General features: G+C 60.6%; 21 protein-coding genes, 1 tRNA gene and 2 pseudogenes. 18 read left to right on the forward strand and 6 right to left on the reverse strand.

Features of this window, described 5'->3' with window-relative positions:
* Window positions 1–11: 11 nt before the first annotated feature.
* On the reverse strand, window positions 12–1,085 hold the full coding sequence (locus AQS8620_RS15655; RefSeq protein ID WP_085837960.1) for a quinone-dependent dihydroorotate dehydrogenase: 1,074 nt from the start codon (window positions 1,083–1,085) through the stop codon (window positions 12–14).
* A gap of 16 nt (window positions 1,086–1,101) precedes the next feature.
* Window positions 1,102–1,434: a DUF952 domain-containing protein gene (locus tag AQS8620_RS15660; protein WP_085837961.1), complete on the reverse strand. Its 333-nt coding sequence runs from the start codon at window positions 1,432–1,434 to the stop codon at window positions 1,102–1,104.
* A 154-nt stretch (window positions 1,435–1,588) separates the two neighbouring features.
* Here AQS8620_RS15660 and AQS8620_RS15665 point away from each other — a divergent pair, with 154 nt between their 5' ends.
* The 3 genes from AQS8620_RS15665 (at window position 1,589) to AQS8620_RS15675 (ending at window position 3,878) form a co-directional block, all read left to right on the forward strand.
* A complete protein-coding gene (locus AQS8620_RS15665) occupies window positions 1,589–3,148 on the forward strand; it encodes a bifunctional metallophosphatase/5'-nucleotidase (protein WP_085837962.1) in 1,560 nt (519 codons plus the stop codon).
* Between the two features lie 118 nt (window positions 3,149–3,266).
* Window positions 3,267–3,686 carry a PaaI family thioesterase gene (locus AQS8620_RS15670; protein WP_085837963.1) on the forward strand — a complete coding sequence of 140 codons (420 nt, stop codon included), beginning with the start codon at window positions 3,267–3,269 and terminating at the stop codon, window positions 3,684–3,686.
* Window positions 3,687–3,804: 118 nt separating this feature from the next.
* Window positions 3,805–3,878, forward strand: a tRNA-Gly gene (locus AQS8620_RS15675).
* Window positions 3,879–3,904: 26 nt separating this feature from the next.
* Here AQS8620_RS15675 and AQS8620_RS15680 read toward each other — a convergent pair.
* On the reverse strand, window positions 3,905–4,951 hold the full coding sequence (locus AQS8620_RS15680) for a LacI family DNA-binding transcriptional regulator (RefSeq protein WP_085837991.1): 1,047 nt from the start codon (window positions 4,949–4,951) through the stop codon (window positions 3,905–3,907).
* 165 nt (window positions 4,952–5,116) lie between these two features.
* Here AQS8620_RS15680 and AQS8620_RS15685 point away from each other — a divergent pair, with 165 nt between their 5' ends.
* The 11 genes from AQS8620_RS15685 (at window position 5,117) to AQS8620_RS15735 (ending at window position 15,323) form a co-directional block, all read left to right on the forward strand.
* Window positions 5,117–6,091, forward strand: a complete 975-nt coding sequence (locus AQS8620_RS15685; RefSeq protein ID WP_085837964.1) for a sugar ABC transporter substrate-binding protein — start codon at window positions 5,117–5,119, stop codon at window positions 6,089–6,091.
* A gap of 131 nt (window positions 6,092–6,222) precedes the next feature.
* Window positions 6,223–7,275, forward strand: a complete 1,053-nt coding sequence (locus tag AQS8620_RS15690; protein WP_085837965.1) for an ABC transporter permease — start codon at window positions 6,223–6,225, stop codon at window positions 7,273–7,275.
* Between the two features lie 10 nt (window positions 7,276–7,285).
* On the forward strand, window positions 7,286–8,284 hold the full coding sequence (locus AQS8620_RS15695; protein ID WP_085837966.1) for an ABC transporter permease: 999 nt from the start codon (window positions 7,286–7,288) through the stop codon (window positions 8,282–8,284).
* A gap of 10 nt (window positions 8,285–8,294) precedes the next feature.
* Window positions 8,295–9,089, forward strand: coding sequence for an ATP-binding cassette domain-containing protein (locus AQS8620_RS15700; RefSeq protein ID WP_085837967.1), 795 nt, complete (start codon window positions 8,295–8,297; stop codon window positions 9,087–9,089).
* Window positions 9,090–9,190: 101 nt separating this feature from the next.
* Window positions 9,191–10,096, forward strand: a complete 906-nt coding sequence (locus AQS8620_RS15705) for a sugar phosphate isomerase/epimerase family protein (RefSeq protein WP_085837968.1) — start codon at window positions 9,191–9,193, stop codon at window positions 10,094–10,096.
* Complete coding sequence (locus AQS8620_RS15710) at window positions 10,093–11,097, forward strand: Gfo/Idh/MocA family oxidoreductase (protein ID WP_085837969.1); 1,005 nt, start codon at window positions 10,093–10,095, stop codon at window positions 11,095–11,097. The genes AQS8620_RS15705 and AQS8620_RS15710 overlap by 4 nt, the downstream gene beginning before the upstream one ends.
* 37 nt (window positions 11,098–11,134) lie before the next feature.
* On the forward strand, window positions 11,135–12,307 hold the full coding sequence (locus AQS8620_RS15715; RefSeq protein WP_085837970.1) for a Gfo/Idh/MocA family protein: 1,173 nt from the start codon (window positions 11,135–11,137) through the stop codon (window positions 12,305–12,307).
* A 24-nt stretch (window positions 12,308–12,331) separates the two neighbouring features.
* Window positions 12,332–13,273 carry a sugar phosphate isomerase/epimerase family protein gene (locus AQS8620_RS15720; RefSeq protein ID WP_085837971.1) on the forward strand — a complete coding sequence of 314 codons (942 nt, stop codon included), beginning with the start codon at window positions 12,332–12,334 and terminating at the stop codon, window positions 13,271–13,273.
* Window positions 13,274–13,278: 5 nt separating this feature from the next.
* A complete protein-coding gene (locus AQS8620_RS15725; protein WP_085837972.1) occupies window positions 13,279–13,563 on the forward strand; it encodes a putative quinol monooxygenase in 285 nt (94 codons plus the stop codon).
* A gap of 8 nt (window positions 13,564–13,571) precedes the next feature.
* A complete protein-coding gene (locus tag AQS8620_RS15730; RefSeq protein WP_085837973.1) occupies window positions 13,572–14,528 on the forward strand; it encodes a TIM barrel protein in 957 nt (318 codons plus the stop codon).
* 15 nt (window positions 14,529–14,543) lie between these two features.
* Entirely contained in the window at window positions 14,544–15,323 is a 780-nt protein-coding gene (locus tag AQS8620_RS15735) for a TIM barrel protein (protein ID WP_085837974.1), read from the forward strand.
* A gap of 18 nt (window positions 15,324–15,341) precedes the next feature.
* Here AQS8620_RS15735 and AQS8620_RS15740 read toward each other — a convergent pair whose 3' ends face one another.
* From AQS8620_RS15740 to AQS8620_RS15750, 3 genes are all read right to left on the reverse strand, one after another.
* A complete protein-coding gene (locus AQS8620_RS15740) occupies window positions 15,342–16,283 on the reverse strand; it encodes a 2-hydroxyacid dehydrogenase (protein WP_200809644.1) in 942 nt (313 codons plus the stop codon).
* 125 nt (window positions 16,284–16,408) lie between these two features.
* On the reverse strand, window positions 16,409–17,200 hold the full coding sequence (gene trpA / locus AQS8620_RS15745) for a tryptophan synthase subunit alpha (protein WP_085837975.1): 792 nt from the start codon (window positions 17,198–17,200) through the stop codon (window positions 16,409–16,411).
* Between the two features lie 92 nt (window positions 17,201–17,292).
* Window positions 17,293–17,706, reverse strand: coding sequence for a VOC family protein (locus AQS8620_RS15750; protein WP_085837976.1), 414 nt, complete (start codon window positions 17,704–17,706; stop codon window positions 17,293–17,295).
* A gap of 136 nt (window positions 17,707–17,842) precedes the next feature.
* Between AQS8620_RS15750 and ychF the strand changes: the two genes are divergently transcribed.
* From ychF to AQS8620_RS15775, 4 genes and pseudogenes are all read left to right on the forward strand, one after another.
* Complete coding sequence (gene ychF, locus AQS8620_RS15755; RefSeq protein WP_085837977.1) at window positions 17,843–18,940, forward strand: redox-regulated ATPase YchF; 1,098 nt, start codon at window positions 17,843–17,845, stop codon at window positions 18,938–18,940.
* Window positions 18,941–19,263: 323 nt separating this feature from the next.
* Entirely contained in the window at window positions 19,264–19,500 is a 237-nt protein-coding gene (locus AQS8620_RS15760; RefSeq protein ID WP_085837978.1) for a hypothetical protein, read from the forward strand.
* A 421-nt stretch (window positions 19,501–19,921) separates the two neighbouring features.
* Window positions 19,922–20,103, forward strand: a pseudogene (locus tag AQS8620_RS15770) (transposase); the annotation flags it as partial.
* Between the two features lie 67 nt (window positions 20,104–20,170).
* A pseudogene (locus AQS8620_RS15775) lies at window positions 20,171–20,425 on the forward strand (transposase); the annotation flags it as partial.
* Window positions 20,426–20,585: the final 160 nt, after the last annotated feature.

Below are 20,585 nucleotides of genomic sequence, written 5' to 3' on the forward strand. Positions count from 1 at the left end.
CGCCCGCCGCCTTACAGCCAGTCGCCGCGTTTGGAGCCGACCGCATCGGCCACAGAGGTAAACCCGTCGTCTTCCAGCAATTTGTCCAACCCGCGCGCGATCTGCGGGGCGAGCGACAGCCCGTGATACACCATCGCGGAATAGAGTTGCACGGCAGAGGCCCCGGCACAGATTTTGGTGTAGGCCTCTTGGGCGGTGGCAATGCCGCCCACACCGATGAGGGGGATTTTCCCGTCGAGCTGTTGGGACAGCTGCGCCAGAACGCGGGTCGATTTTTCAAACAAGGGCGCGCCGGACAGCCCGCCCGCCTCGTCCTTGTGGGGCGAGTTCAGCCCCTCGCGCGAGAGGGTGGTGTTGGTGGCGATGACCGCGTCCAGACCGGCGGCCACGGCGACCTCGGCGATTTGCGCAATCTCTGACGTGCTCAGGTCCGGCGCGATTTTCAGGAAAACGGGCACGTGATGATCCAGGCCCGCGCGCGCGTCCATCACGCCGGCCAAAAGCGCTTGCAAGGCCTCGGCACCTTGAAGGTCGCGCAGCTTTTCGGTGTTGGGCGAGGACACGTTGACGGTGGCAAAATCGACGCCATTGCCACAGGTGCGCAGCACAGAGGCGAAATCGGCGGCGCGATCCGCGCTGTCTTTATTGGCACCCAAGTTCAACCCCACAGGGATATGGGGCGCGGGCAGCGCCGGGCGCGCGCGGTTCAGCCGCGCGCCGATGACCTCGGCCCCGTCGTTGTTGAACCCGAAGCGGTTGATCACCGCGCGGTCCTCGCTCAGGCGAAAGAGACGCGGGCGGGCATTGCCACTCTGCGGGCGCGGCGTGGCGGCGCCGACTTCGACGAACCCGAAGCCCGCGCGCACCAGTTGCGCTACCGCCTCGGCATTCTTGTCAAAGCCCGCGGCCAGCCCCACAGGGTTGGGAAAGGTCAGCCCCGCCAAAGTGGTGGTCAGCCGCGGCGATGTCACCGGACCGGGCAAAGGCGCAAGCCCTGCGCGCAGGCCGGTCAGTGCAAGGCGGTGGCTGTGTTCAGGATTGAGGCAGCGCAGCACTTTCATGCCGATTTGTTCAACAAGGCTCATGGGCAAAATCCTGTTCTTACAGTGTGATTTCGTGAGTGCCATCTGCCAAAAGCGGCATCTCGCGCACCCAGGTGACATCCGCCATGGTCAGCGCACGATAGAGATGCGGGAATAGCGCCCCGCCCCGCGAGGGTTCCCATTTCAGGGCCGCGCCCAGGGCGTCGGTGTCAATCCCGAGCAGCATCAGCCCGTCTTCGCCTGCAAACCATTTGGCGGCGGTTTGCGCGACCTGATCGGGAAGGGACATGTGGATATAGCCATCGGCCAGATCCACGGGCGCGCCCATGGTCGTGCCCGTGGCCTCGAAAGCCTGCCATTCGGCGGCGCGGAAAATTTTGAGTGCAATCATGGGGCGTGTGATGCCCGTTGCCCGTTATTTGGTCAAGCGGCTCGCGTCATATGGGCGTTACCTTGGGGCAATAGCACAAGGTCCAAGCTCGGCTTTGACTTGATGGTCAATTTTGGTCCAGCATTGCGTCATTCATCAACAAGGGGGGCAGCCCATGCTCAATCGTATTCTCACTTCCACGGCTGTTCTGGCGCTCAGCGCAGGCGCTGCGGCGGCAGATTATTCGCTGACCATTTTCCACACCAACGATTTCCACGCCCGTTTCGAACCGGTCTCGGCCTATGATTCGACCTGTTCAGCCGAAGACAACACCGCAGGCGACTGCTTTGGCGGCACGGCGCGCCTTGTGACCGCGCTTGAGGCGGCGCGCGCCCAAACCGATAATTCGATCCTTGTGGATGGCGGCGACCAGTTCCAGGGCACGCTGTTTTACACCTATTACAAAGGCAAAATGGCTGCCGAGTTCATGAACAAGCTTGGCTATGACGCGATGACCGTGGGCAACCACGAATTCGACGATGGCCCCGAAGTGCTCGCCGGTTTCATGGAGGCCGTCGATTTCCCCGTTCTGATGTCCAACGCCGATGTGTCGGGCGAGCCGCAATTGGCGGGTAAACTGGCGAAATCCACCGTCATTGAAAAGAACGGCGAAAAAATCGGCCTGATCGGTTTGACACCGCAAGACACCGACGAGCTGTCCTCGCCGGGCAAGAACGTGATCTTCACCGACCCCTCCCAAGCGGTTCAGGGCGAAGTTGACAAGCTGAGCGAAGAGGGCGTGAACAAGATCATCGTCCTGTCGCACTCGGGCTACGGCGTGGATCAGGAAGTTGCGGCCAACACCACCGGCGTCGATGTGATCGTCGGCGGCCACACCAACACCCTGCTGGGCGACATGGAGGGGGCCGAGGGCGCCTATCCGACGATGGTGAACGACACCGCGATTGTGTCCGCCTATGCCTATGGTAAATTCCTGGGCGAATTGAACGTTGTGTTCGACGACGCGGGCAATATCACCTCGGCCACCGGCGCGCCGCTGATCATGGATGCGGCCGTGACCGAGGATGAGGCCACCGTGGCCCGCATCACCGAACTGGCCCAGCCGCTGGAAGAAATCCGCTCCAAAGTCGTGGCCGAAACCACCGATATGATCGACGGCTCGCGCGAGGTTTGCCGCGCGATGGAATGCCCGATGGGCGATTTGGTTGCGGATGCCATGCTGGACCGCGTGGCGGATCAGGGCGTGGTGGCTGCCATCACCAATGGCGGCGGGCTGCGCGCGTCGATTGACGCAGGCGAAGTCACGATGGGCGAAGTGCTGACGGTGTTGCCGTTCCAGAACACGCTGGCCACCTTCGAAGTGGACGGGGCGGCGGTGAAGGCCGCGCTTGAAAACGGCGTAAGCCAAGTTGAAGAGGGCGGCGGCCGTTTCCCCCAAGTTGCGGGCATGACCTTTACCGTCGATCTGACGAAACCCGCAGGCGAGCGGATTTCTGATGTGATGATCGCGGGGGAAGCGCTTGATGAAGCCACATCCTATCTGCTGGTGTCCAACAACTACGTGCGCAACGGCGGTGACGGCTATTCGATGTTTGTCGATGCCGACAACGTCTATGATTTCGGCCCCGATCTGGCCGATGTGCTGGGCGACTACATGATCGCCAATGGTCCGGTTGCACCCTACACCGATGGCCGTATCACCATCGTCAAATAAGCGATCCGGCTTTTGCCAGAAACGAGGGGCGTGCCGCAAGGCGCGCCCTTTTGGTGTCGTTGACCCCGCGCGGGGTTGGGGTAGGGTCGGGGTTCACCGCTGCGAAAGAGACTGCGTCATGACTGCACCCGATTTGAGCCAACTCTACACGCAAACAGCCGCTCAGGCGCATTTGGGGATCAGGCTGGTCGCATGGGAGACGGATTTCGCGCGCTTCGAACTGGCCCTTGAGGCGCATCACCTCAATCGTCAGGGGCTGCCCTTTGGTGGCATCCATGCCTCGCTCCTCGATGTGGCGATGGGCTATGCGGGCTGTTTCACCGGCACCATCGACCGCCCGCAACATGCGCTGACCCTGAATATGAACGTCAGCTTTATCGGGAGGCCGCAGGGGCAGCTTTTGATCGCGGAGGGGCGGCGTGTGGGCGGTGGCAAAAACGTGTTCTTTGCCCAGGCCGAGGTAAAGGATGCACAGGGCGCGCTTTTGGCGACGGCGACCGGCACCTTTCGCTATTCGCACCGGGCAGGTGCGAGCTGAACAGGCCTGAATAGGCCTGAACTGGCCTGTCCACGGACGGATTGAATTTCACGCGCGAGAAGCTGCACAGGCAATCTTGACGTTGCCGAAGGCTTCGATTAGCTAAAGCCCACACGGCGCGGGTGTTGTGTAATGGTAAGACCTCAGCCTTCCAAGCTGATGACACGGGTTCGATTCCCGTCACCCGCTCCAGTTTCCCGCCATGCACGCCGCACGCCCTAGATATTTTCGGGCGTGATGATTTCGAAGGGGACCGTGCGATGGATGGTGGCGCCTTGCGCGCCGCTGTTTGCGCCGCTGTTGAGCACCTCGATCATCGTCGCAACGAGGGTATTTGAGGTCGGTTCCAACGGGTGGGCCAGCGCGGCGGTGATCAACCCTTCCGACAGGCCGCGGCGTGTTTCGGGCCCGATGTCGCGGCAAATCAGCTTGATGGACTTGCGCCGCGCAACAGGGATTTCACGCAGCGCACGCAGCACCCCCGAAATCCCGCCGCCGACAATGAATATGCCCAGCAACTTGTCCTCGGTCTGCAAGAGATCGCGCACCATTTCATAGGCGCGATCCGGTTCTTCGTTGGTCGCCTGGCTTTGGGCAACGGTCAGATGCGGCGCATATTCGCGGATGAGCGAGCGGAAACTGGCATCGGCGACATCCTGACATTGATACCGCGGATTCCCCTGGAAAACGGCAATATGGCCCTCTTCATTGGTCATTTGCGAAATAAGCCATGCCGCCGTGCGCCCGATTTTCCAGTTGTCCGTGCCGACAAAGGCGGCGCGTTCAGGGGCGGATTGATCGGTGATATAGGGAATGACGGGGATGCCCCGCTCGGACAGGGTGCGGATCGTCTGGCCGATTTGGGGATGATCGGCCGCGATCAGCGACACCGCGTCACAGCGTTCACCGAGCGACAAAAGACGCGCAGAGATATTTTCTGGCGTTAACGTATCAACAAACTCAATGACGGGCTCTACGATATCGAGTTGCCGGCGGTGGCAGGCGGCGGTGATTTCACGGCTGAACAGTTGATAGAGGTCACGCGATGATTGCTGCAACAAAAAACCAAGCCGATAGGTCGGGGCGTTTTTCTTGATCTGGTCCTCGATGGTGCCGAGCCCGTAAAACCCGATCTTTTCCGCTGCAATTTGAATGCGTTGTGCGGTTGCTGCTTTCACATTCGAGTGGCCGGAAAGCAGACGATTAACGGTGGCGATCGAGACACCGGCTTCTTGTGCAAGGCTGGCAATCGTCGGGCGTTTCATCGGCATTATCCTTGTATTTCGCGCAAAATCTGTATCACAATGAATGACACAAAATGATACTATTGCAAGATTAATAATTTTTTTGTGTTTTTTTAAATCAGGCCATGACGTAGAACCTTGTCATCGAGTCTTCCGGGGGAGGAAGGCGCTAGGGAGGTGTAACATATGAATAAATTCAAACGCATAGCCACAAGTTCCGCCGTCGCGATGGTCGCGGCCTGTAGTGCTGGGGCTGTGATGGCGGCAGATATCTTTGTCGTTGGCGGCAAGCCCGACGATCCTTTTTGGTCGATCGTCAAGCGCGGTGCCGAAGATGCGGGTCTGGTCGCTGAAGCTCAGGGTGGCTCCGTCACCTGGCTCGGGCCGCAAAACTACGACAATCTCGGCGTCGATGCCGCGGAACTGATCCGTCAGGCGATTGCGCAGGGCGCAGATGCCATCGTGGGCCCCGATTGGGTGCCCGATGCGATGGACCCTGCTTTCGAGGCTGTGGTCGATGCCGGCATTCCGCTGATCATTTACAACGCAGGTGGCATCGAGGCCGCCGACAAGCTGGGCGCGATGAATTACATCGGCTCGGACGACTATGAAAACGGCAAGGCCGCTGGCACCTATTTTGCCGAGCAGGGCCTCACATCGCTGGTCTGCATCAACTCCCTGCCGGGCACGTCCAACATCGAGGACAACTGCTCTGGTATGGTCGATGGGATTACGGCGGCAGGCGGCACTGGCGAGGTTTTGCCACTGCCCGCGACCTCCTTTGGGAACGCGACGGCCGTGGCGCAGGCGGTGAAGGCCTATTTGCTGCAACATCCTGAAGTCACAGGGATTTATACCATTGGCCAAGGGGATACCAACGCGGCGATCAACGGCGTGATGCAGTCGGGGAAAACCGGCACTGTGCAAGTCGGCGGTCTCAACATGGACGAAACGATCCTCAACAGTATCAAGGACGGCAAGCAACTTTTTGCCATTGATCAACAGGGCTACATGCAGGGGTATCTGGCTGTGTCGATCCTGAATGGCTACGTCAACTACGGCCTGTCGATCCCGACCCGCGAGATTCTCACCGGTCCGGGCATCGTGGATGCGTCCAACGTTGACAGCACGCTTGAGGGCGTAAAGGCCGGAACCCGCTAGGGGCTTCTTCTGTCTGCACGCATCCGTTGTGCGGCGCGCCCTCGGGCGGGCCGCCGACAGGACTGCGACCGGATCAGTACCCACGGAGGGCAACGGTCCGGTCGCTTACTTTTCCAAAGCGAGGAAATTCAATGGCTTCTGCCACTCAACCCCCTGTCACAGCGCCTACAGCACGTCTCGGCCAAGGGATTTCAAGCGCTTTTGCGCGCCTTGTGAGACGTCCCGAAGCGGGGTCGTTTCTGGGGATGATTGCTGTCTTTGTGTTTTTCGTCCTAGCCGCCGGGCAGGTCTTCGTATCGCCCGCAGGCTTTGCGAGCTGGCTGAATGTTGCCGCTGAAATCGGCATCGTTGCGCTGCCCATCGGCCTGTTGATGATCGCGGGCGAGTTGGACCTGTCGATCGGCGCGATCATTCCGGCCTCCTCCCTGACGGTCGCGGTCATCGCGGGGTTTTTCGGCCTGCCGGACGGGGTGGCGGTGATCGCGGCCCTTGGCCTCGGGCTGGCTGTGGGGTTTGTGAACGGAACGCTGGTCAATCGCACGGCGGTGCCATCGCTGATCATCACCATCGGGACGATGTTTGCGGTCATGGGGCTGACGCTTGGCCTGTCGGTGATGGTCACCGGCTCGACCTCAGCCTCCCTTCAGCCCGCACCGCAGGCCAAAGCCCTGCTGGGCCAGTTTGTCGGCGGCATGTTTCAGATCACGATTTTCTGGTGGCTGGGTTTTGTCGCAGTGGTGGCCTACATCCTGCATGTTTCCCCCATCGGCAACTGGATCTACGCGCTTGGCGGTGACCGGATTTCGGCGCGCAATGCGGGCATTCCGACCGAACGTCTCACTGTGGGTGTGTTTATGCTTTCAGGACTTTGCGCCGCCTTTGTGGGCGTGAGCCAGGTCATGGTCTACCAAAGCGCGCAGGTTGCGGGCGGGCAGTCGTTTATTTTCAATTCGATCATGTGTGTGGTGATCGGCGGCGTGTTGTTGACGGGGGGCTTTGGCTCGGTTCTGGGGATTGTCTTGGGCACCATCACCTTCTCGATGGTCAACCAAGGCATCTATTTCACCAGTTTCGACCCCAATTTCGGCTCGATCATCATTGGCGCGCTTCTGCTTGTGGCGGTGCTTATGAACGACACGTTCCGCCAGATGGCACTGTCCTACACCAGCAAGAAAAAGACATGAGGGCCGCAAGATGACTTCCTTTTCCTTTGGCGCTTTGCTGCGCCGCCCCGAAGCGGGCGCTGCCCTTAGTCTCATCGCCGTTGCTGCCTTTTTCGTGCTCTTTGGCGGTGTGAAACTGGGCAATTTCCTGGGGGCGGCAAGCTGGCTTAATTTCGCGGCCAATCTTGGCATCGTGGCGCTCCCTGTGGGACTGTTGATGATCGCGGGCGAGCTGGACATTTCCATCGGCGCGATGATCCCTGCAGGGTCGATGAGCATCGCGGTGGTGTCGGGCTACTACGGCCAGCCGATCCTCGTCGGCATCGCGGTATCGCTCGGGCTTGGGGTGGTTGTGGGGCTGGTGAACGGCTATCTCACCATCAAAACCTCCGTGCCCTCGCTGATCATCACGCTCGCCACCCTTGTTGCCATGCAGGGCCTCGTGCTGTCGGCCTCCGTGCTGCTGACGGGCAACGCCTCGGTCGCCCTGGCCGCGCCGGACTGGGCCAAAGCGGTGTTTGGCACGCTTTTGGGCGGCAGCTACCAGATCATCATCCTGTGGTGGGTGGCGATGGTGGGGGGCTATGCCTTTGTCATCCACATGACCCCCGTCGGGAACTGGTTGTTCGCCATGGGCGGCGACAAAACCAGCGCGCGCAACGCGGGCATTCAGACCGACCGCATGACCGTCTGGCTTTTTGTCCTCTCGGCTACATCGGCCAGTTTCGTCGGGATGTGCGGCGCGATCCTGTTCAATTCGGCGCAGGTCTCGGGGGGGATGAACTACATCTTTAACGCCATCGTGTCGGTGGTGGTGGGGGGTGTTTTGCTGACGGGGGGCTTTGGCTCTGTGATCGGTATTCTTTTTGGCACGCTGACCTTCGCGGTGGTCAACCAGGGCATCTATTTCACTAATATCGACCGCAACTGGTCGAGCCTGATCATCGGCGTGATGTTGTTGCTTGCCGTGCTCATGAACAATTCATTTCGCAACATGGCGCTGAGCTACAGCCCGAAGAAAAAGAAGTAAGGAGCGCCAAATGACCCATCCTGTTCTGGAATTGCGCAACGTAAACAAGTCCTTCGGGCCGATTGACGTGCTGCACGATATTTCGCTTTCGGTAAAGGCAGGCGAAGTGATCTGCCTGCTTGGCGACAATGGTGCGGGAAAATCGACGCTGATCAAAACGCTCGCGGGTGTGCATAAACCCACCTCGGGGGAGATGCTGATGGACGGGGCGCCTGTCAGCTTTGCGCGGCCCAAAGATGCGGCGGATCGCGGCATTGCGACCGTTCACCAATTTGGCGGGACCTTTCCGCTGATGACCATCGGGCGGTCGTTCTTTGTGGGGGTAGAACCCACCAAAGGCTTTGGTCCGTTCAAAATTTTTGACCGCAAGACCGCCAATGCCGTCGCTGTCAAAGCGGTTCAGGAATTTGGCATTACCCGCATTGATGACGGTGACCGTCTGATTGGCGGGCTGTCGGGCGGGGAGCGCCAGTCGCTGGCCATCGCGCGGGCGCTGCACTTCGGGGCGCGTGTTTTGATCCTCGACGAGCCCACGGCCGCCCTTGGTGTCAAACAGGCGAGCCATGTGTTGCGCGTCGTGATGGAAGCCAAAAAGCGTGGCGTTGCGGTGATTTTCATCACCCACCAGGTCACCCACGCGATGGCCGTTGGCGATCACTTCGCGGTGCTCATTCGCGGCGCATTGGCTGCCAGTTTTGCCAAGGGTGAAAAATCGCGCGACGAAATCACCGATCTGATGGCCGGCGGCGAGGCGCTTGCCGATCTCGATGCGCATCTCGACGACGCAGCCGCCACCGTTTCCTGACGCCAAAACGCTTTCCTGCACGGCCCTTTTCAAGGGGTGATCCATCTTCCGTTGCGGAAGGGGCCGTGTTCTTGCAACCAAATTTCAAAGGCAGTTGCCCCATGAAAATCGCCATCGACCCCTTTATGCACCGCCATTTGTCCCTTGAGGACATGCCCGCCAAAGTCAAGGAATTGGGCTTTGACTGGATCGAACTCTCGCCGCGCGGCGATTTCCTCGAATGGTTCAAAGCGCCGCGCGTCTTCCCCGACCGGATCAAAGCGCTGAAAAAGTCGTTGAAAGACAACGAAGTGGGCATCGCCTCCCTGCTGCCGATGTATCGCTGGGCCTCCAATGACGAGGCCGAGCGAAAGGCGGCGGTAAAACATTGGAAGCGCGCCATCGAGATTGCGGTCGAGCTGGAAGTCGACACGATGAACTCGGAATTCGGGCGCGGCCCGCATCCCGACAAGGGGTCGTGCTATTGCTGTCACACCGGTTCGATGATCGAGACCTGCGAAGACGCATGGTGGCGTTCCATGGACGAACTTGTGCCCATTCTAGAGCGCGAAGGCATCCAGTTGAACGTCGAGCCGCATCCCGAGGATTGGTGCGAAACCCTGCAACCCGCGCTCGACATCATCCGCACGGTGAACTCGAAAAGCGTCAAGTTTCTCTACTGCGCGCCCCATACGTTTTACTTTGGCGATGACACCAAAGCGATGCTGCGCGAGGCCAAAGATGTGCTGGCGCATGTTCATGTGGGGGACACGTTCAACCACAAGGCAAGCTCGGGCCTGCGGTATATTCTCAATCCTCCGGGCACCAGCGCGCGCGTCCACCAGCACCTCAATATCGGTCAGGGCGAAGTGCCATGGGACGACTTTTTCGGCACGCTGGCCGAGATCGGCTTTGATGGCATCATGACCGCCTGCGTCTTTGCCTGGGAAGACAAAGCGGATGAAAGCGGCCATTTCATGCGCGCCGAGATGCAGCGCTACATCGACATGTATTGGGGCAAAAAATGACGCTACGCGTTGGGGTTATCGGCACGGGGATGATCGGTCAGGATCACATCCGCCGTCTCACAAAAGTGCTTTCCGGCGTGACCGTCACCGGTGTCAGCGACATCGACGCGACCCGCGCCGCCTCTGTCGCCCCTGCCGGGGCACAGGTCTTTGCCACGGCGCAGGATCTGATCGGATCCGACAGCGTGGATGGGGTCGTGATCTGCTCGTGGGGACCCTCGCATGAGGACCAGCTTTTGGCCTGTATCGCCGCTGGCAAGCCGGTGTTTTGCGAAAAGCCTCTGGTTACTTCGCAAGCTGCAGCCCTCAAGGTCATGGCCGCCGAAGTCGCCTTCGGGCGGCGGTTGGTCCAGGTCGGTTTCATGCGCCGCTTTGACGCCGACTACCGCCGCCTCAAGGCGGTGATCGACGCAGGCACCCTGGGCGCGCCGCTGATGTACAAATCCGTGCATCGCAACGCGAGCGTGCCGGAGGGGCTTTATACCAGCGAGATGCCGCTCAATGACACGCTGGTGCATGATGCGGATATTTCGCGCTGGTTGCTGGGCGAAGAGGTCGCAGGCGTCGAAGTGCGCGTGCCCCGCCGCTCCAGCCGTGGCGGTGATCTGCGCGATCCTGTGGTGGTGTTGCTGACCATGCGGTCGGGCGCCATCGTCGATGTCGAGATTTCGGTAAACGTGGCCTATGGTTATGACATTCGCGGCGAGGTGAGTTGCGAGACCGGGATTGCGGCGCTGCCCAATCGTCCCGCGACCGTGATCACCGACCAGTTCGGCATCCGCCAAGCCATCCCTGAAGATTGGCGCGAGCGCTTTATCGAGGCCTACGATCAGGAGTTTCGCGAGTGGATCGCTGCCGCAGGGCAGGGGACAGCCACGGGTCCCTCCACCTGGGATGGCTATGCCGCCACGCTGGTGGCCGATGCCGCTTTGCGGGCGGTGGAAACGGGCGGCTCCGAACCCGTATCCATGTGCGAAAAACCTTCAATTTACTTTTCATAACAAAACCCTGATCGGGTTTACCTGAGGAATATGCTCCATGATCAATGGTGAAAGAACGATCCAACGCCCTCTTCGCTGGGGCATGGTGGGCGGCGGACGCACGGGGCAGGTGGGCTATAAGCACCGCACGGGCGCGCTGCGCGACGGGACCTATCAGCTGGTGGCAGGGGCGTTTGACCTTGATGCCGCGCGCGGTGTGGATTTCGGCACCAACCTGGGCGTGGCCGAAGAGCGCTGCTATGCCACCTACCAAGCGTTGATTGCGGGCGAAACCGCGCGCGCCGATGGCGTCGATGTGGTCTCGGTGGCGACGCCCAACTTCACCCATTTCGAAATCACCAAGGCGCTGCTGAATGCCGGCATCCATGTGATCTGCGAAAAGCCTTTGTTTTTCACCGTGGCCGAATGCGACGAGATTGCCGCGCTGGCGGCAGAAAAGAACCTGATCGTGGGCGTTACCTACGGGTTCACCGGCCATCCGCTGGTCCATCAGATGGCCGCGATGGTGGCCAAGGGGATGTTGGGCGACATTCGCATCGTCGATTTGCAATACACCCATGGCTTCAACGCGGGCGACGATGTGGGCGCGGGCGAGGCGGTGAAATGGCGCACCAACCCTGCAACGGCGGGGGCGACCTTTGTGCTCGGCGATATCGGCACCCATCTCTACTACCTCTCAGAGATCGTCCTGCCCGAACTGAAAATCGAAAAATTGCTCTGCGATCGCAAGGCCTTCATCGCGACCCGCGCGCCGCTTGAAGATCACGCCACCGTGCTGACGCACTATAGCAACGGTGCACGCGGGCGGCTTTGGGTGTCCTCTGTCAACGCGGGCAATATGGGCTCGCAGCGCTATCGCTTTGTGGGTTCCAAGGCCTCGGTGGAATGGTCCGACAGCCATCCCGACCAGCTGCTGTACGACGTGCAGGGCGAACCCAACCAGATCTTGCACCACGGCATGCCCTATCTTGAAGCCGAGGGTCTGAAATACGACCGCATGGGCGGCTTGCACACCGAGGGTTTGGGCGATGCGTGGTCCAACATCTACCTTTGGATTGCCCAGGCCATCGACGCAAAAATGCGCGGCGACGAGGCGTTTCTGGCCACCCATCACTACCCCGACATCCACGCGGGCACCGAAGGCGTGCGCTGGCTGGAAAACTGCGTGCGCTCGGCCGATGCCGGCAGCGCGTGGGTCGATTTCGAATAACCCTCTGTTCAGGAGATTGCAGAGATGAAACTTTCCATTTGTACCGATGTGATGGCCGATCTGTCCTTCACCGAAATGCTCGACAAATGCGTGGCACTTGGTGTCGAGGGCATCGAGATGACTGGCGGTGGCTGGTCGCGCGGGCCGCATTTTCGCGCCGATGAACTGCTGGCCGACAAGGGCTTGTTGACGTCCAAACTCGCGGAAATCAGTGCGCGCGGGCTTGAAATCGCTGCGCTCAACTGCTCGGCCAACCCGCTGGATCCCGGCGCGATGGGCGCGCGCCACCTCAAGGAAATGAAAGACACCATCCGGCTTGCGGGCGAGATTGGTGTCAAAAAGATCGTCACCATGTCCGGGCTTCCCGAAGCGGCCCCCGGCGATACGGTGCCCAACTGGCTGGTCTATACCAAAAGCTGGCCCGATGAGATGCCCGAGCGCGACCGCTACCAATGGGAAGACCGCGCTTTCCCGCTGTGGCACGATCTGGTGACACATGCAGGTGCCTGCGGCGTCGAGAAAATCGCGCTGGAAAACTTCTCCGCGATGCTTGTGTGGAACCCCGAGACCCTGTTTCGTCTGCGCGACGAGGTGGGGCCGGTCGTGGGCATGAACCTTGATCCCTCGCATCTGATGTGGATGGGGGCAGACCCGATTGCCTCGGCGCGCGCTCTGGGCGATGCCATCCACCATGTCCACGGCAAAGACACCCGCATCGAGCGCGGCCTGTCGGATGTCAACGGGCTGCTGGAAACCAAGGAGGTGACCGATGTCGTCAACCGCGCGTGGAACTATGTGGCGGTGGGCGCGGGCCATGACCTGAAGTGGTGGAAGGAATTCTTTTCCGTCGTCGGCATGCTTGGCTACAACGGCTGGGTGTCGCTGGAAATGGAAGATTTCACCATGTCTACCGAGGCGGGAATCCAGTCTTCCATCGACGCGCTCAAAGCCACCATCATCCGGTAAAGCGCATGTACAAGTTCATCATCACGATTGAACTCAAAGAGGGCGCGCGCGAGAAAATTCTTGCGCGCGCGCCAGCGGTTCAAGCGGCCACGCGCGCGCAAGCGGGCTGTCTGGCCTATGATTTTTTCACCTGCACCGATGATCCCGACAGATTGGTTTTCGTTGAAGCCTGGGTCGATGAAGCCGCGCATGAGATCCACATGGCCCAGGCCTATACGCGCGACTTCATCGCCTTTCACACGCCGTTCCATCGCGCGCTGACCTTTGAACGCATCATTCCTGTAGCTTAGGACACCCCATGACCACACCGCCTGTGACCCTGACCTGTGCGCCCTGCTGCTGGGGGGTGGACGACGTGAACAACCCGCATCTTCCGCCTTGGGAAAACGTGCTCGACGAGGCCGCCGCCGCGGGGTTCGGCGGGCTGGAACTTGGCCCCTATGGCTATATGCCGCTGACGGGGACGCAGGTGGGCGATGCCCTGCGCGCGCGCGGGCTAAGCATCGTGGCGGGCACGATTTTCGACAATCTGGTGGACTCTGGCAACCGCGACAGTTTGCTTCGCCAAACCCGCGAGATTTGTGCCTTCATCACCGCGCTGCCGCCCCCGCCCCAACATGCGGGCCAGCGCTTTGCGGCGCCTTTTCTGACGGTCATGGATTGGGGGCATGAGGCGCGCGACTTCGCGGCCGGCCATAGTGCGCGCGCGCGCCGGCTGGACGCAGCCGCCTGGGCGGGAATGGTGGGCAACATCCGCCAGATTGCGCGCATCGCACGTGAGGAGTTTGGCGTGCGGGCGGTCATTCACCCCCATGCGGGCGGGCACATCGAATTTGCCGATGAAATCGCGGCAATCACCCGCGATCTTGCGCCCGAGGAGGCGGGGCTCTGTCTGGACACAGGGCATCTGTTTTACGCGGGCATGGACCCTGTCGAGGCGCTGTCACGCTACTGGGACCGCGTCGATTACATCCATTTCAAAGATATCGATCCGCAAGTGTTTCGCACCGTGATGGGCGAAAAAATCCGCTTTTTTGACGCCTGCGCGCGCGGTGTCATGTGCCCCATCGGGCGCGGGTGCATTGATTATCCAGCCATTCACGCCCTGCTGCGTGCGCGCGGCTATGGCGGCTATATCACCCTTGAACAGGAACGCGACCCGCGCAATGCGGGGAGTACCCTTGAGGATCTGACGGCCTCACGCCGGTATCTGGACGGTTGCGGCTTTTCGCCCGCGCCCCGCTTGGACACATGACAAAGGAAACCCGCAATGCGATTTGCCCTGAATCAGAAAACCGCCAAGCCTTTGGCATTTGGCCCGTTTTTGGACATGGCCGCGCGGCTTGGATGCCTGGGGGTCGAGCCGCGCACCGATCTGGGGCGCCCGCTTTTTGACGGGATCGATCCGGAGGCGGCAGGGGACATGGCGCGCGCGCGCGGGCTTGTGCTGTGCGGCCTGTCGGAGGTCTATGGTTTCAACGTGTGGGACAGCACGCGCGAGGCGCAGGTTGTCGAACTCGTCGCTCAGGCGCAGGCCAGCGGCGCCCGCCACATCAGCCTGATCCCGAGCGTCGATTCCCGCCCGACCATCGCGCTGGTTGAGGCGATGCGCCACATCGCGCCTTTGGTCGCGCGAACAGGGGTTGAGCCTTTGATCGAGCCAATCGGCTTTGCGACCTCAAGCCTTGCCCGCAAGCGCCCCTTGGTTGCGGCGATGGATAAGGTGGGCGGCTTTCGCTTGGTGCATGACACTTTCCAACACCGGATTTCCGGCGAGCAGGAGCTGTTTCCCGATCACACGGCTCTGGTGCATATTTCGGGGGTCGTTGGGCCGCAGGGTCCTTTGGATGCCACTCAGGACGCGCACCGCGTGCTGCTGGATGCGCAGGACTGCACCGGCGCGCTGGCGCAGATATCCGACTTCGAGGCGCGCGGCTACGCGGGGGCCTATTCGGTTGAATGTACCACAGCCGCGGTTTGGCAAAGCCCGACGCTGGAACAGGATCTTGCCGACAGCTTTGCCTATCTGCGCGCGCACTGCGCCCCCTGAACGACGCCGTCACAGGGGCTAAAAGACCTGTGACACCAACGGCTTGTCGTCAAAATATGCGATCAGGTTTTCACGCACCAAGCGCGACATCGCCGCGCGGGTCTCGAAGGTGCCGGAGGCGTGGTGGGGAAACAGGGTGACGTTTGCAAGCGCGGTGAGCTGCTCGTCGGGCGCGGGTTCGTTTTCAAACACATCGAGGCCCGCGCTGGCCAAGTCCCCGTTTTGAAGCGCGGCGATCAGCGCGGGTTCATCGACCACCGTTCCGCGCGACACATTGATCAGGCTTGCGTTCGGGCCAAGCGCTTGGATCACGTTTTTCGAGACGAGGCCGCGCGTGCCGGCGCCGCCCGACACAGCGAGAATGAGAATATCCGACCAGCGGGCCAAGGCGGTCAGATCCGGCTCGAATTTGTAATCGACACCGGCCTTTTGCGTGCGGCCAAAATAGCCCACATTGGCCCCCATGACGGCACAGCGCGCCGCAATGGCCGCGCCGATCTGGCCAAGCCCGACGATCCCGACATTTTTGCCTTTGACGGAAGATTGAAGCGCAAACATGCCCTTCGTGCCCCAAGACCCGTCCTGAACATAGGCATGTGCCCTGATCAGATTGCGCCGCGCCGCGAGCATCAACAGGATCGCCGTGTCAGCGACATCATCCGTCAGGGCAGGGGAGGTGTTGGTCAGCCGGATGCCGCGCGCCTTTAGTGTCTCCGTGTCGAGAGAGTCAAATCCGGCGCTCCCGCAGGCCACAAGTTCGAGCTGCGCAAGCTCTTCGATCAACGCGCGCTCCAACGGCGTATGCCCGTTTGTCACGATGGCCCGACTTGATTTTGCGGCCGCGCCAAGACCGTCAAGAGCGCTGCGGGCGTCAAAAGAATGAAGCGTAAACTTCGACGCCAAGGCCGCCATGTCGTCCGGTAGAATCGGATGTAAAACAAGAATATCCGGTTTGATCATTGAAAACCGCCGCCCCCGCTGGCCCTGGCCGCAAAATTACGCGCATTTCAGGTTGGCAAACCGGACCAAGGATGTCGAGCGAGAGGTTCTGCACGCACGGGCCTGCGCAGTGCGCGCCGGTTCTCTCAGGCGCGGTGCGCGCCATCCGCCAGTGCTTTGACGAAAGCCGCGACCTCGGCGACCGACTTGCCTTTGGCGATTTCGCTCACAATTGCCGAGCCGACGACCGTGCCGTCCGCAATGCCCGCGATCTCTTCGGCTTTTTGGGGTGTTTTGACGCCAAACCCGACGATGACGGGCAAATCTGTGTGCGCCTTGATCCGTGCCACTTCGGGGGCGACATCTGCGCCCGAGGCTTCCGCCGCGCCGGTGATGCCCGTGATCGAGACGTAGTAGACAAAACCGGAGGTATTGGTGAGCACTTTGGGCAGGCGCGCATCATCGGTCGTGGGGGTCGCCAGCCGGATAAAGTTCAGCCCCGCCGCCTGCGCGGGAATGCACAGTTCGTCATCTTCCTCGGGCGGCAGATCGACAACAATCAACCCGTCAATTCCGGCGGCTTTGGCATCGGCCAGAAACCTGTCCACACCGCGCGAATAGATCGGGTTGTAGTAGCCCATCAGCACGATCGGGGTGGTGTCGTCCTCTTCGCGAAACTTCGCCGCCAGATCAAGGGTGCCCTGCAGGGTCATCCCCGCCTCAAGCGCGCGCTGACCGGCAAGCTGGATGGTTTGCCCATCGGCCATCGGATCGGTGAAGGGCAGGCCCAGCTCGATGATGTCCACACCCGCTGCGGGCAGGGCCTTGACGATTCCGAGAGAGCGGATTTCGTCGGGGTCACCGGCCATGACATAGGCCACAAAGGCTTTCTTGCCTTCGGCTTTGAGGGCGGCAAATTTTGCGTCGATACGGCTCATGGGTCGGTCCTTTGGCTCACTTGCCAAAGGGTTTGCCCCAGACCATGCGCAAAGGCAATGGTCTGGGACCCACGAGCGGAAAACTGCGCGCCTCAGAACGCTTTTTGGGGCGCGCTGATTTGCCAGCGGATGTGAAAGCGGTCCTTGAGTGCGCCAAAGCCGTCGGTCCAGAACTGCGGACCGAAGTCCTGCTGGATCTCGGCCCCGTCGGCCAGCGCATCGAAGGCAGCTTTTGCGGCCTCGACGGTGTCGAAATTCATCGTCAGCGAAATATTCGAGGTTTCTGCACTGTCGCCACGAAAATTGTCGGAGGCCATGATCAGCGCGCCGTTGGGCAGGGTCAGCGTGGCATGCATCACCATCTCAGCCGCGCTTTGCGGAATCGCAGGGTCAGGCATGTCTTTCATCCGCATCAGGGCGGTAATTTCGCCACCGAAAATCCGCGCGTATGCGCTCAGTGCGGCTTCGCAACTGCCGTTGAAATAGAGATAGGGAACCGGTGTCATGATGTGCTCCTGTAACCGATTGGTGTGGCTCTGGGGCCAAGTCTAGGCGGCAGCGGCGATTGTGCCAAGCGCCTTGCGCGACAGGCCCGAGCCGCGTAGAAGTCCGCGCAATTCTGGATCAAAAAGGGGCCGTGTCATGGGTTTCAAAATGGGCATCGTGGGTCTGCCGAATGTTGGCAAATCGACCCTTTTCAACGCGCTGACCAAAACGGCTGCCGCGCAGGCCGCCAACTTTCCGTTCTGCACCATCGAGCCGAATGTGGGCGATGTGGCCGTGCCCGACGCGCGCCTCGACACGCTTGCCCAGATCGCCGGATCAAAGCAGATCATCCCCACGCGCATGACCTTCGTGGACATCGCAGGTCTCGTCAAAGGGGCCTCCAAAGGCGAGGGGCTGGGCAACCAGTTCCTTGCAAACATTCGCGAATGTGATGCCATCGCCCATGTGCTGCGCTGCTTTGAGGATAAGGACGTGACCCATGTCGAGGGCCGCGTCGATCCCATCGAGGATGCGATCACCATCGAAATGGAACTGATGTTTTCTGACATGGAAAGTATCGAAAAGCGGCGTGCCAACCTCGTGCGCAAGCTGAAAGGCGGCGACAAAGAGGCCAAGCTGCAGGACGACTTGCTGGCCCGTGCGCAGGCGGCCCTGGAAGAGGGCAAGCCCGCTCGCACGGTGGACATCGCGCCGGACGAGGAAAAGCAGTGGAAGATGCTGCAACTGCTCACCCAAAAGCCGATCCTCTATGTCTGCAACGTCGATGAGGACCAGGCGGGCAGTGGCAATGCGCTGTCGGACAAGGTCGCCGCGATGGCTGCCGAACAGGGGGCCGCTGCGGTGGTGATTTCCGCCAAGATCGAGGAAGAGATCAGCCAGCTCGAGCCCGAAGAAGCCGAAATGTTCCTTGGAGAATTGGGGCTGGAAGAGGCCGGTTTGGACCGCCTGATCCGTGCAGGCTACGCGCTTTTGAAGCTCGAGACCTATTTCACGGTTGGCCCCAAAGAGGCCCGCGCATGGACGATCAAGGCGGGCACGCAGGCCCCGCAAGCCGCCGGCGTGATCCACGGCGATTTCGAGCGCGGCTTTATCCGTGCCGAAACGATTGCCTATGACGACTACGTTGCCAGCAAGGGCGAGTCGGGCGCGCGCGATGCGGGTAAACTGCGCGCCGAGGGCAAGGCCTACACCGTCAAAGACGGCGACGTCTTGCACTTCCTGTTCAACACCTAACGCCTTGGCCGATCGCTCCGATGGGGCTGAAATTGAAATCACCAGGGTAATTTTGCCATTCGGGGGTTTTTGGCTGCCACTTGACGGGTCTTGCTCTGCGACCTCCGTCCAAGTCATTAACTTTATGTGACCGCGCAAAACGCCGCTCCGACCGGGGCGGCGTTTTGCATGTAAGGTGGTCGGGCTCGACCTTTTTGGCATCAGAACGCCTTCTTGTGCCGCATGACACAGCATCTTCCCATCGGCCTCAAACGGGGCGCCTGATCTGCCCCTTGCCCAGCTTTGTGGGGTTCATTCCCCATGGCCCACGACGGAAGACCACCATGATCAAAACCCAGATCATTCAGGGGCGAGAATTCGCCACCGATCACGTCGCGTTGAAAAAGCGCCTGCGCAGTTTTCTCCGGGATTTCCGAGCGCAAAAAATCACACGAGAGCTCGTCGGGGATGACGAGTGGTCTGCCGAACTGGACGACATCGAAGCCGAGTTCAGCGACGCGGCGGTTGTGGTTCCACCATTCGCCATTGTCTCTCGAACCAATGGCGCTCACTCTCGCTGATGAGCCTGGCGTCCATGCCACCATATTTCGCCCGCCACTTGTACAGCATGGTGCCCCGGATGACGGGACGCCGCATGAGCCTGCAAAAAGTGTTGCGGATGCTGGAGCGGGCGGAGACATTGGCAGGGCGGCGGAGGCTGTAGTGACCGCCGGATCAAAGCGCCAATGCTGCTTGGACGCGGTAGAACAAGGGGCTGCCGCGTCGGTTGATGTCTGCTGTGACGGTCTTTTCGGCAGCGGCTTTCAAGCTATCCACCCCCGCCTTGGTGATCGGCCTCGCGCGACCCGACTGCACTGGAGGCAGCAGAAACTCCGAAATATCCTCCGGATCCATTTTGACTGCTCTGCCTGCTGAGAACTGGACCGGTTAAAGCCGGCGTTTTCGGCTATGTTTCCCTGGCTGGGAGAGGAGCGGAATCGCATGACAGCATCGAATTTCACGCAGGCGCGAGACAAGCGTTCATCCTGAAGCAGGGCGAGGAAGGCACGCCGCTCGCAGAGATTTGCCGCAAGGCCGGGACCAGCCAGGCGACCTACTTCAACTGGAAGAAGCGATACGGCGGGTTACTGCCGGATGAGATGCAGCGGCTGGAGAGTTCAGAGGGACCGTTGAGATACTGCCGGTTTCGTGGCCACCGAGATAAGGTGTTTATGAGATTGGAGATCAGCAATGGCGAGAAGCGTTTACAGTCCTGATTTTAAGCATGAGGCATCACAGCTTGTTGTCGCGCGGGGTGTAAGCGTGGCACAAGCATCGAGGGATTTGGATGTGCATGCGACAGTGCTGCGCCGGTGGGTCCGAGAGTTTGGATCAAGCGGACAGGATGGCTTCCCCGGCAAAGGTCAACTGAAGCCCGAGGACGAAGAGGTTCGCAGCCTTGGACGAGAGGTCGCAAAGCTGACGGCGGAGCGCGACATCCTAAAAAACTATTCTGGGCCGACGCCCGCCTGTGCGCGGTAGAAACAGCCTGTGCTACACTGACGCCGAAGGGCAGTTGCCGATGGCTTATTGGTGGGCTGGACCCCGTTAAAAAACGTGGCACATGGGCTGATGCGCACTTGAGAGTGGTGACGTCGCGGTTGTG

Origin of the sequence: Aquimixticola soesokkakensis (assembly GCF_900172375.1) — a bacterium.
GTDB lineage: Bacteria > Pseudomonadota > Alphaproteobacteria > Rhodobacterales > Rhodobacteraceae > Aquimixticola > Aquimixticola soesokkakensis.